At 53.5% G+C, this 11,278-nt stretch carries 7 protein-coding genes; 2 read left to right on the top strand and 5 right to left on the bottom strand.

The annotated features are described in order from the left end of the window. Positions 1 to 31: 31 nt before the first annotated feature. On the bottom strand, positions 32 to 1,360 hold the full coding sequence (gene ssnA / locus EC843_RS16900; RefSeq protein ID WP_133522673.1) for a putative aminohydrolase SsnA: 1,329 nt from the start codon (positions 1,358 to 1,360) through the stop codon (positions 32 to 34). 2 nt (positions 1,361 to 1,362) lie between these two features. Beyond that, positions 1,363 to 4,473 (bottom strand): putative selenate reductase subunit YgfK, encoded by a 3,111-nt coding sequence (gene ygfK / locus EC843_RS16895; RefSeq protein ID WP_133522672.1) that lies wholly within the window; start codon positions 4,471 to 4,473, stop codon positions 1,363 to 1,365. Positions 4,474 to 4,953: 480 nt separating this feature from the next. Between ygfK and yqeC the strand changes: the two genes are divergently transcribed. Beyond that, complete coding sequence (gene yqeC / locus EC843_RS16890; RefSeq protein WP_083963422.1) at positions 4,954 to 5,760, top strand: selenium cofactor biosynthesis protein YqeC; 807 nt, start codon at positions 4,954 to 4,956, stop codon at positions 5,758 to 5,760. An 8-nt stretch (positions 5,761 to 5,768) separates the two neighbouring features. Next, on the top strand, positions 5,769 to 7,400 hold the full coding sequence (yqeB, locus tag EC843_RS16885) for a selenium-dependent molybdenum cofactor biosynthesis protein YqeB (protein ID WP_133522671.1): 1,632 nt from the start codon (positions 5,769 to 5,771) through the stop codon (positions 7,398 to 7,400). Positions 7,401 to 7,483: 83 nt separating this feature from the next. Here the strand turns inward: yqeB and arcC are convergent, their stop codons facing one another. The 3 genes from arcC to EC843_RS16870 form a co-directional block, all read right to left on the bottom strand. Further along, a complete protein-coding gene (gene arcC, locus EC843_RS16880; protein ID WP_064547867.1) occupies positions 7,484 to 8,416 on the bottom strand; it encodes a carbamate kinase in 933 nt (310 codons plus the stop codon). A 139-nt stretch (positions 8,417 to 8,555) separates the two neighbouring features. Continuing rightward, positions 8,556 to 9,965, bottom strand: a complete 1,410-nt coding sequence (hydA, locus tag EC843_RS16875) for a dihydropyrimidinase (RefSeq protein WP_279535812.1) — start codon at positions 9,963 to 9,965, stop codon at positions 8,556 to 8,558. Between the two features lie 61 nt (positions 9,966 to 10,026). Then, a complete protein-coding gene (locus EC843_RS16870; RefSeq protein ID WP_064548004.1) occupies positions 10,027 to 11,244 on the bottom strand; it encodes a YgeY family selenium metabolism-linked hydrolase in 1,218 nt (405 codons plus the stop codon). Positions 11,245 to 11,278: the final 34 nt, after the last annotated feature.

Here is an 11,278-nt window from a genome sequence, read left to right as displayed (position 1 = left end):
CTTCGGTCAGACTGGTGTCCGCCAGGCGTGATTATTTTGTCGAATCCATACGTCGCCACATTTTTGCTGCCACCTTTCTGGCTTCGGCGTAAATCGGCTCACAATCGAAGGCGAACTCGCGGTCTTCATAAACCATCACGCCGTCAATCATCACGCTATGAACGCTCGATGAGCCGAGGCCAAACGCCAGATGGCCGCCGATATTTTCGGCCTGTAGCGGCGTTGGCGATAAGTAATCACAAATGGTGAGGTCGGCTTTATAACCTGCCGCCAGGCTGCCAAATTTGGCATTAAAGTTGCGCACCAGCAGTTCGTTACCGCTCCACAAATAGCGGGTGAAACTGTCTGGCCACAGTGGGCCGCCGGCATCACGGTGTTTGAAGAAGGCGAACTTCAGCTCTTCGAACATATCCGACCCGATACCGTCGGTGCCCAGCGCCAGGTTGTGGTATTCGGCAAGCTGATGGTTGTAGCCCACATGGTTATTCATGTTGGAGCGGGCGTTGTGGACGAGGAACCCGTCTTTCTCATTGAGCAGGCGAATATCTTCTTTCGACAGGTAAAGGCCGTGGGCAATCAACGTTTTGCTGTTGAGCAAGTCGAACTCTGCGAGGCGCACCAGCAGATCTTTGCCGTATTTGTCATGGCTATAAGAAACATCGTAGCGATCTTCGGCGGCGTGAATATGCAGGCCACGGCCCGTGGATTTAACCGCGCCTGAAAGCATCGCCAGCCCGGCATCCGGCACGGTAAAGGGAGCGTGAGCGCCAATATGAGCTTCAACCAGATAACGCTCTTTTCCGGCACTTCGCGCGTTATCAATCAGCCGCGCAAAATTAACGTTTTCTTCGACGCCAGCTTCCAGTTCCTCCATCCCGCCGTTGCGGTCGGTGGTTTCAAAACAGGTCATGCCGCGCAGCCCGGCTTTCAGGAAGGCGTTGCGTAAGGTGCTGAGCGAACCGGCGATGTAATGCGGTGACGCGTGGTGATCAATCACCGAAGTACAGCCGCTTTTAATCGCTTCCAGTGAGCAAATCAGCCCGCTGTAGTAGAGCGATTCTTCGTCAAGTACGCGGTCAAGTCGCCACCACAGGTTTTTGAGCGTCGAGATAAAGTCCGGGCTGGGCGGGATTTGCGCCATGATGCCGCGCGATAACCCCGAGTAAAAATGGTTATGTGCGCAGACCATGCCCGGCATCACGATGCGCCCGTGCATCTCTTTTACCGTGGCCTGCGGGTAATCTGTCGCCAGCCCAGGACCAACGTTGACGATTTCGCTACCTTCAATCGCAATATCAACGTTGTGTTGTACTTGCGCCGGAGAAAACTGTACGGCGGTGACATTTTTCAGAATCAACATAATCAGGCCTCCACTTTTCCTAACAGGTAACGATGATGTTTATGCACGTGGCTGATAATTTTGCAGATCTCGCCAAGCTCGTGCGGCGGCTGGTGGAACTGGCTGTCATCGTCAAGCGTTAACTTCCACAGTTTTTGGTGCAGGCGGATGCTGACGTCGTTGCCGTCAGCGTAAAAGCCTGGGTTGCTGCTGTTGGTGAAGTCTTCTGGCAGGCTGAATACCGTCAATTTGTCGGTATACGGTTTGCCTTGCCACGGGCAGAACTGGGCGCAGTTGCCGCATTCATTGCAGAAAGCATCAAGGTGCAGCGTCTGGAAGCGGTTCTGGAAACCAGGAACGGCAATCGAAACGTTGGCGCGGTTCGGGCAGACATCGACGCATTTACTACAGATGTAGTTACATTCCAGGCAGCGTTCAGCCTCCTGTTTCACAAAGTTGTTGCGGTCGTTTTTACTCACCAGGTTGACGGCAATATTGCCTTTGCGTTGATAAACATGCTGCGGGTCGACGTTGTTCCAGTGCTTGTCACCGTGGCTCGATTGAATGTTTTCGCGCCACAAAATGGCATCCGTCGCCCGTCGTGCGGTGCCGATAGCCGCCACAATGGAAGACGGGCCGCTTTGCACGTCACCAATCAGGAACAGGCCTGGTTTGGTGGTTTCGCCAGTGGCCGACGCCACCGCAGGCCAGCCTTGTTCATCCAGTGGCACGCCCATTGCGGCCAGCGCTGCACAATCTTGCTGTTCGCCGATGGCGGTAATTAAGGCGGAGAATTGCAGCGTTTCGCTTTGCTCAGAAGCCACAGGGCGGCGGCGGCCTGAACTGTCTGGCTCACCTAATTCCATCTTACGTACCGTTAAGCTGCCGTCTGCGGCAAAGTGCTCTGGGTTGGTCAGGAACATAAACTTCACGCCATCTTCCAGCGCTTCTTCATACTCCTCGCGCCAGGCGGGCATTTCGCTGGCGGTGCGGCGATACAACACGGTGACATCGGTGACGCCAGGCACACGCAGGGCGGCACGCGCGCAGTCCATCGCCGTGTTGCCAGCACCCACTACGGCAACGTGCTTACCAAGATTCAGGTTCACACCGCGATTGTAATCACGCAGGAAGGGCAGCGATTTGTAGACATTGCGGTTATCACCCGCCAGTTTCACACCGCTGTTTTTATCGGTCCCGGTGCCGACCAGCACATAGTGGAAGCCGTCTTTTTGCAGTTGTTCAAAGGTCAGATCCGGCGAGCAGTTGTATTCAAACTTCACGCCATGGGCAGCGATAAAATCAATGTCATGCTGGATAAGTTCAGCCGGAATACGGAACTGAGGTATCACGTTTTTTACCACGCCGCCTGCGTTGGCTTCGCGTTCAAATAGCGTGACCTGGTGACCCGCCCGTGCGAGGAAGTAACCGGCGGAAAGCCCGGCTGGGCCCGCGCCAATCACCGCTACCGGATGGCGGCTACCTGAGCCAGCAGGCTTATGCCAGCGCTGTTTATAGCCTTCCCAACCTTTTTCCAGCGCCACCTTTTTGAGTTCGCGAATGTTAAGTGCACTGTCGTAATCCAGGCGCGTACAGTTGCTTTGGCACTGGTGGTCACAAATATGGCCGGTGATGGCAGGCAGCGCGTTGCGCTGGTAAATCACTTCCAGCGCATCGGTATAACGGCCTTCACCCATCAGGCGAATGTATTCAGGAATATCTTGCTTCACCGCGCAGGCCGTGACGCAAGGGGCGACGTAGCAATCGGTGAGCGGCAACGGGCCGCCAGCATCAATCTGGTCTTCTGATTTCCAGTGTTTTTGGGTGTATTCCATGCTGATGGCGCGTTTTGCCAGCGCTTCCAGGCGTTCAACGTCAACACGCGTGAGCGCAGCGGCGCTGGATTTTTCCAGCTCGCGCATACAGTCGAGCATACGCAGGTAACCGCCAGGCTTGAGCAAATCCGTAGCCATGGTGATCGGGCGAATCCCGGGTTCAAAAATATCGCGAATGGTGAATTTGCTGGCACCGCCGGAATAGGAGATAGGCAGCAGGCCATCAAAGGCGCGTGAGAGTACCGCCGCGACGTTGATCGACAGGGGGAACAGTGCGCGCCCCGACATATACATCTCTTCACCCGGTAACGCGCCTTTGTGATTAATGGTGCCGAGGGTGTTGGTTAACTTAACGCCAAATCCGAGCTGTTTTTCTTTCGCCAGTGCCATTAAACGTTGCAGCATGTCCAGTGCTTGCTGGAGTTTCAAATCATGGCCGAAGGACTCTTCTTTCAGGCCGATGTAGTCGAAGCCGCAACTGTCCAGAATCTCTCTGACGCGCGGATAACCGAGCAGCGTCGGGTTGAGTTTGACGAAAGTATTTAAGTGTTTTTCCTCCAGCATGTAGCGGCAAATGGCTTCGATTTCATCTGGCGGGCAGCCGTGCATGGTCGACAGCGTAACCCCGGTGACCAGCGTGGCGGGGATGGATTCAGCCAGTACCGCCAGTTCAGATTTGCGTTCTGCCAGTAATGCAAAGCGGTTAATGAACGACTCGTTTTGCAGCCATTTTTGCAACGTTTTACGGTAACGCGCGAAATCTGGGTGCGCCGAGGAATCCATCATGGAATGGATAAATTGCTGCATCGGCGGCTGGCGAATACCGTCGAGGTTGTATCCGACACTCATGTTGAAGATAAATGACTTTTGCGCGTCTCGCGGTTGCGGCGTAAAGACCTTTTCCAGCAAATGGAGAATGAACCAGGCTTTGAGATATTCGTCGTAGGCTTTTGGTAGCGTAAATTCGCTAGACCACTCGGTATTAAAGGCTTCGTCTTGCGCATCAATACACGGTTTTTCAAGCTCCAGGCGGTCAAGGATCTGCACGGTTTTCAGTTCGATAAAACGGCCACCCGTTAACCAGGAGACGACAATATTCTGGGCTAATTGAGTATGAGGGCCAGCAGCAGGGCCAATCGGCGTTTCACAGGTTTCACCAAACACATTAAATGTGGAAGGCGTGTCCGCCCGATAAAACTGTTGAGCCGGAATTCCAAAGATAGAATTGCTCTGCTGATACTCATCGAAAATGCGCGTCAAAAGTTCTTCGAACGGAACCGGACGCATAATATCTCCCATGACATTCTCCTTGCGACAAATTAAAGGGTAATAGCGCGTGTGGCCTGACCACAGAAATAGTTAATGGGTTTGTGCAAATATCGCGCCAGAGAAATTAATTGAGCTTATGGGGAATAATAAATGCGAGCGGCCTCTAATATTCATACTTCTTTGTGAAAGACTTCACATCTGTCTTTTTGAGAATGATTTTCATTAATAAATAACTGTTTCAAGTGGGGTTTATCGAGTTTGTGTTGATTCTCATAAGTAGAGATAAAATATCATTTTGATAATAACAAGAGGGCGTCTGGCGCGGTTGTTTGAACGCAATCGATTAAACGAAAGAAGTCTGTAAAGTCACATTATTTTGTAATGGCTGGTGTGGTAATTTTTAGAAGAATATAAACGTAGGTCGGATGGGTGTTAGCGTCATCCGACACATCCTGATATAAAGTCATTCCAATTTTCCAGTGGTTTTATTAAAGATGAGGTGGGGAAATAATGACTCATGCAAATATTCCGGCCCCTCTGAACTCTTTCGGTGAAAATAAGAATTTATTTAATCAAAAAACTGCAGTGATTAGCATTGTCGGAGCCGGGGGGAAAACCAGCACCTTATTCTGGCTGGCCCGTGAGTTTGCCCGCATCGGTAAGCGAGTCATTGCCACCACCACTACGCAGATGTATTTGCCGGAAGAGAATATTCCAGTGCTATTTTGTCGCTCCCCTGAAAAGCTTCCGGGTGCGGTTTTTACCCCGCCTGCCATTGCCTGCTTTGCGGGCTGGAACCAGGAATTGGGTAAAGTGCGCGGGTTTTCGCCCGCAGAAATTGATGCACTGGCAAAACGCCATCTTGCCGATGTGCTGCTGGTGGAGGCTGACGGAGCGCACGGTTTTCCACTTAAAGCGCCGGCCTTGCACGAACCTTGCATAGCTCAAAGCAGTGATTTCGTTATTGCTGTGATGGGCGGGCAGGCAATAAACCAGCCGATAGAGCCGCAAAATGTCCATCGCTGGCCATTGTTTAGCGCCATCACAGGGCTGCGGCAGGGGGGCAAGTTAGGTATTGAAGCCCTGAAGCAGTTTATTAACCATCCGCACGGCATGTTTAAACAGGCTCCGCCGCAGGCCAAACGTATCTGGCTGATTAATCAATGTTCTCATATTGAGAATATCACCGGCGTCCTGCCAGAACTTCTCGCCAGTGGCGGGCTTGATGCCATTTGGCTGGGCGCGGTCAGAGAGTTTCCACCGATTACACACGTGTTACTGCGCGATGAAGGTGCGGTGACGGATAAAAATCTGTAGAGGCAATCATGAAAATATTCGCAGAAGCAGCAAGACTGGAGCAGCAAAACAGCCCCTTCGCGCTGGCTCAGATTGTTGATAGCCGGGGCTCGACACCACGCCATTGTGCGCAAATGCTGGTGCGCAACGATGGCAGCGTGATGGGCACGATTGGCGGCGGCATGATGGAGCGTCGGGTGATTGAAGAGGCGTTACTGGCGCTCGCCGAACGTAAACCGCGTTTATTTCATGGCCGCATGGCGCGTAACGGTGAAGATGCGGTCGGTTCCGACTGCGGCGGGGCGATGACCGTTTATATTGATGTTCATGGTCACAGCCCGCGCCTGGTTCTGGTGGGCGCAGGGCATGTTAACCAGGCGATTGCCAAAGCGGCGGCAGCGCTGGATTTTAATATCCACGTGGCAGATGTGTATGCCGACAATCTTAATCCTGACTATTTTCCGCCAGCGACCCGTTTGCTCCAGGCGGCAAGCTTCACTGAAGCCATCGAAGCCCTGCAAATCGACGCTGAAGATTATGTGGTGATTGCCACCAATAGCCAGGACAAAGAAGCGCTGGATTGCCTGATTCAACGACCGGTGAAATATCTGGGTCTGCTAGCCAGCCGCCGCAAAACGCAGACTTTCCTCCAGCAATTGCGTAGCCATCGAATCCCCGAAGCGAAGCTTGCGCGTTTACATGCGCCGATTGGTTTTAATATTGGCGCTGAAACACCGCAAGAAATTGCCATCAGTATTCTGGCAGAAATCGTCCAGCACCGTCATCAGGCGCCCGGTGGCCCAATGAAAACGCAGGAAACAGCGGGGCGGTTGGTGGTTATTCGCGGTGCGGGGGATATTGCGACCGGCGTGGCATTGCGCCTCTGGCACTCCGGTTTCCGCGTGGTGATGCTGGAAATGGCAAAACCTACGGTGATCCGCTGTTCGGTCGCTTTTGCTCAGGCGATGTTTGACGGCGAAGTGACGGTCGAAGGGGTTAAAGCGCGCTATGTCGCGGATGTTGATGAAGTCCCGGCGGTGTTACAAGCGGGGATTATTCCGGTGTTAGCCGATGAAAAGGCGAGTTTGTTGTCGGTATTGCAACCTAATGGCGTAGTGGATGCCATTCTGGCAAAAGTGAACAAAGGTACCCATCGCGCAATGGCTCCGGTCACCATCGCTCTCGGGCCAGGGTTTGAGGCCGGAAAAGATTGTGACGCAGTGATTGAAACCAATCGTGGGCATTATCTGGGGCGGGTGATTTACCAGGGGGAAGCTCAGGCTAACACCGGCATACCGGGGAATATTAAGGGCGAAACCACCCGTCGGGTGATGCGTGCGACGGTCGCCGGGAAAATACGCTGTTGTGTGAAGCTCGGTGATGTGGTGAATGAAGGGGACACGGTGGCGTGGATTGATGACACACCGGTGATTGCGCCGTTAGGCGGCATGGTGCGCGGGCTGCTCAATGAGGGGTTAAGCGTCACCGTCGGTTTTAAAATTGGTGATGTAGACCCGCGAGGACTGGCGGCAGATTTTACCACGGTGTCGGATAAAGCCCGCGCAATTGGCGGTGCGGTGCTGGAAGCGATGATGGCGTTACCAAAAAAGCCGCAACAAATGCAGCAGAAGCCAGTGCGTGAAGTTGATCTGGTGGATTAGGGTTTTGGCGGATGACGCTTCGCTTATCCGCCCTACGAAAACCGATTGGGCGGTTTGGTTTCGCAGGCGTCATCCACCATTGGCTACTGGCAAATCACCGTCCCCGTTTTCCCCTCAATACCTTCTTTGGCTTTTTCCAGCACCGTAATCAGCGTCTTACGCCCTGGGCGGCTGGCGGCAAACGCCACGGCGGCTTCCACTTTCGGTAACATTGAGCCTTTGGCAAAATGCCCCTCGGCAATAAAACGCTCAGCATCGCTCAGGCTCAGGTTATCCAGCCATTGTTCGGCCGGCTTGCCGTAGTTAATCGCCACTTTTTCCACCGCGGTGAGAATAATTAACATATCGGCGTTGATCATCTCGGCGAGTTTGGCGCTGGCCCAGTCTTTATCAATAACCGCGTTAGCGCCGCGTAGGTGGCTTCCTTCGCGAGTCACCGGGATGCCGCCGCCGCCAACGGTGATCACCAGTTGTCCGGCACTGAGCATCGCTTTCACTGTCTCTTTTTCGATAATATCAACCGGTTTCGGTGAGGCGACCACGCGCCGCCAGCCGCGTCCGGCGTCTTCCATCATTTGATGCCCGTTAGCCATCAGCACTCTGGCTTCTTCGTGGGTGAAGAACGAGCCAATAGGTTTAGTCGGGGAGAGGAACGCAGGGTCGTTTTTGTCGACTTCCACCTGGGTGATAATCGTCGCCACGGGCGTTGCCAGCCCGCGCAGATGAAGCTCCTCACGAAGGGCGTTTTGCAGGTCATAACCGATATAACCCTGGCTTAACGCCACACAGACCGACATCGGCAACATCGGTGTATGGGCTTCGGTTTTGGCGGCTGCCTCAAACGCCCGGTTGATCATACCAACCTGTGGGCCGTTGCCGTGCGTCAGGACAACTTTATGTCCCTGTTCAACCAAATCGACAATAGCGCGAGCGGTGATTTTCACAGCGACCATTTGCTCTGCCAGGCCATCGCCTAAAGCGTTACCCCCCAGAGCCAGTACAATTGTCTTTTTCATCATCCTTACCTTATTCGTAGATTAGTGACAAACCTCAATGGTGGATGACGCCTGCGGCTTATCCACCCTACAAAACCAGAGCTGTCTGGAACGGGTAGGTCGGATAAGCGTAGCGTCATCCGACATCAGCAACTTATTGTTAAGTATCTGAATAGTTAAAAGGCTGGCGCTTCAGGAAACGTCCATCTCCTGCTATTCCGGTAAATTTTCCGAGACTGAAAACCTTTTTGCCGCGTGACAAGGTGTGGCGTATTTGCCCCTCGCAAACCATGCCTTCATACGGGCTGTAATCGGCATTGTCGTGCAGTTCGCTGTGGAGAATCGTGGTGCGGGTTTTGGGGTCGATAATCACCACATCCGCGTCGAAGCCTGGGGCAATACAGCCTTTTTGTGGCCATAGCCCGAATAGCTGCGCGGGCATGGCACTGGTCAGTGAAACAAAGCGTTCGGGTGAAATACGCCCGCTCATGACCGCGGCGGAAAACAGCAGCAGTAAGCGGTTTTCCACACCCGGAAGCCCGTTCGGGCAGCGGCTGAAATCACCGCCGGAAAGTGCTACCCGTTGTTGGTAAGGGAAAGTGCAGTGGTCGGTCGCGACGACATCAATCGCACCGTCGTTGATTCCACACCACAAGGCGTCTTGTTCGCGGACATCACGCAACGGTGGGCTGAGAATAAATTTCAATGCGTCTTCGCGTGAATACAGACGTTCATCCAGCATTAAATATTGCGGGCAGGTTTCCACCCACACCGGCTGATGGCGCGCTTTTGCCAGCCGTAGGTAGTCAAGCCCAAGGCCATTAGAAAGATGGACGATATACAGCGGTGCATTACCCGAAAGCCGCGCGAGGTTAATCATGCGTGCGATGGCCTCGGCTTCACATTCTGGCGGGCGGCTGCGGGCGTGGTAGAGCGGGGCGGTGAGGTTGGCTGCCAGGAAATCAGCACGCCGTTGGGCAATCACCGCATCATTTTCCGGGTGGACGGTGGTCAGCGCCCCGGCTTCGTTAAGCCGTTGCAAAGCACGCAGCACATCGCTGTCGTTCAGCTTGTAGAGATAGGTCAGATAGAGTTTAAAACTGCTGATACCCGCATCGACCATCGAGGGGATCTCGTCGATGATGGCATCATCAATGTGCTGGATAACACCATGAAAGCTATAGTCGACAACCGCTTTGCCACGCGCATAACCGTGATAAGCCTCGAGCTGGTGGTGCAGGTTGCAACCTGCCGGGCCAAATCCCATATGGTCAATAATGGTTGTTGTACCGCCACACGCGGCGGCGCGGGTGCCGGTAAAAAAATCATCACAGCTACGGGCTATTCCGACATCAATATTAAAATGCGTGTGCACATCGACTCCACCTGGCATCACGTAGCAGCCAGCGGCATCAATAACTTCGCAGTTGTCTGGCACGGGAATATCCGCAGCAATGCGTTCGAACAAACCGTTGGCGATGAGTACGTCATGTTGTGCCTGGCCTGTGGTATTCACCACGCAGCCGTTTTTAATCAGCACTTTTTTAGGCGGCATTTGGGAAGGAATCATGTTGGAAACTCCGTCAACAACAGGCTCCGTTGGTGGCCCAACGGAGCATCGCCAGTAACAATTATTTTTTCAGTTCAGACAGGTAGGCCAAAGGAATCGAGGCATACAGCGCAGCACAAGTCACCAGATGGTCTTTCCAGGTTTTTTCGTTCGGCGCGTGGGCTTCAGGCTCTTTACCTGGGCCAAAGCCGATCACCGGAATACCGTGGCGGCCCATGATGGAAACGCCGTTGGTCGAGAACGTCCACTTATCCACCACCGGATCTTTGTGGAACAAGCCCTGGTAGGCTTTGCTGAGGGTTTTCACCGTGATGTGGTCTTCTTCCACTTTCCAGGTCGGGAAGTAACATTCGGTTGGATACACCAGGCCGGTCCATGATGGGCGGTCATATTCGTACATCGACACCGTGGCGTTAACGGCTTTGACCGAGTCGAGTGCGCGGATCTCTTCCAGCGCACCTTCCCAGGATTCGCCCCAGGTTAAGCGTCGGTCAATGGAAACCGCGCAACTGTCTGCCACTGCGCAACGGCTTGGCGAGGTGAAGAAAATTTCCGAAACGGTTAGCGTCCCTTTGCCGAGGAAGTCGTCATTACCCAGACGGGTGGCCAGTTGCTGCAACTCGTTGAGGATTGGCCCCATTTTGAAGATGGCGTTATCGCCGCGCTCTGGTGCGGAACCGTGGCAGCTCACGCCCTGCACATCAATGCGGATTTCCATGCGCCCGCGTTGGCCGCGATAAATCTGGCAATCAGTCGGTTCGGTACTGACCACGAATTCCGGGCGAATGCCGGATTGTTCAATGATGTACTGCCAGCACAGCCCATCGCAGTCTTCTTCCTGAACGGTGCCGGTCACCAGCAGGGTGTACTGATCTTCCAGCCCTAAATCTTTGATAATTTTACCGGCGTAGACCATTGAAGCCATGCCACCTTCCTGGTCCGATGCGCCACGTCCACCAATCAACTCCTCGGTTTCCATGCCCTGATACGGGTCGAATGACCAGTTTTTCATGTTGCCGACACCAACGGTATCAATGTGGGCGTCCATGGCAATCAGGTGTGGGCCGTGGCCGATGTAACCAAGAATATTGCCCATCGGGTCGATGACGATTTTATCGAAGCCGACTTTTTCCATCTCTTCTTTGATGCGATGCACGACGCGTTTTTCGTCGCAGCTTTCGCTTGGGATGGCAATCATGTCGCGCAGGAAGCGTGTCATATCGGCTTTGTAGTGTTCTGCTTTTTCTAATACTAATTTGAATGGAACCTGCTTAGTCATTTCTTTAACTCCCTTAATGAAACTCATCTGTGAA

This window comes from Buttiauxella sp. JUb87 (assembly GCF_004361975.1).
Lineage (GTDB): Bacteria > Pseudomonadota > Gammaproteobacteria > Enterobacterales > Enterobacteriaceae > Buttiauxella > Buttiauxella ferragutiae.
Note: the sequence above shows the minus strand (reverse complement) of the source record. Positions and strands in the feature narration are given on the sequence as shown.

What these genes read in the sequence shown, in the direction of transcription:
- EC843_RS16870 (WP_064548004.1), bottom strand. Translation starts at nt 11,244, where the DNA reads ATGACTAAGCAGGTTCCATTCAAATTAGTATTAGAAAAAGCAGAACAC.
- arcC (WP_064547867.1), bottom strand. Translation starts at nt 8,416, where the DNA reads ATGAAAAAGACAATTGTACTGGCTCTGGGGGGTAACGCTTTAGGCGAT.
- yqeB (WP_133522671.1), top strand. Translation starts at nt 5,769, where the DNA reads ATGAAAATATTCGCAGAAGCAGCAAGACTGGAGCAGCAAAACAGCCCC.
- yqeC (WP_083963422.1), top strand. Translation starts at nt 4,954, where the DNA reads ATGACTCATGCAAATATTCCGGCCCCTCTGAACTCTTTCGGTGAAAAT.
- ssnA (WP_133522673.1), bottom strand. Translation starts at nt 1,360, where the DNA reads ATGTTGATTCTGAAAAATGTCACCGCCGTACAGTTTTCTCCGGCGCAA.
- ygfK (WP_133522672.1), bottom strand. Translation starts at nt 4,473, where the DNA reads ATGGGAGATATTATGCGTCCGGTTCCGTTCGAAGAACTTTTGACGCGC.
- hydA (WP_279535812.1), bottom strand. Translation starts at nt 9,965, where the DNA reads ATGATTCCTTCCCAAATGCCGCCTAAAAAAGTGCTGATTAAAAACGGC.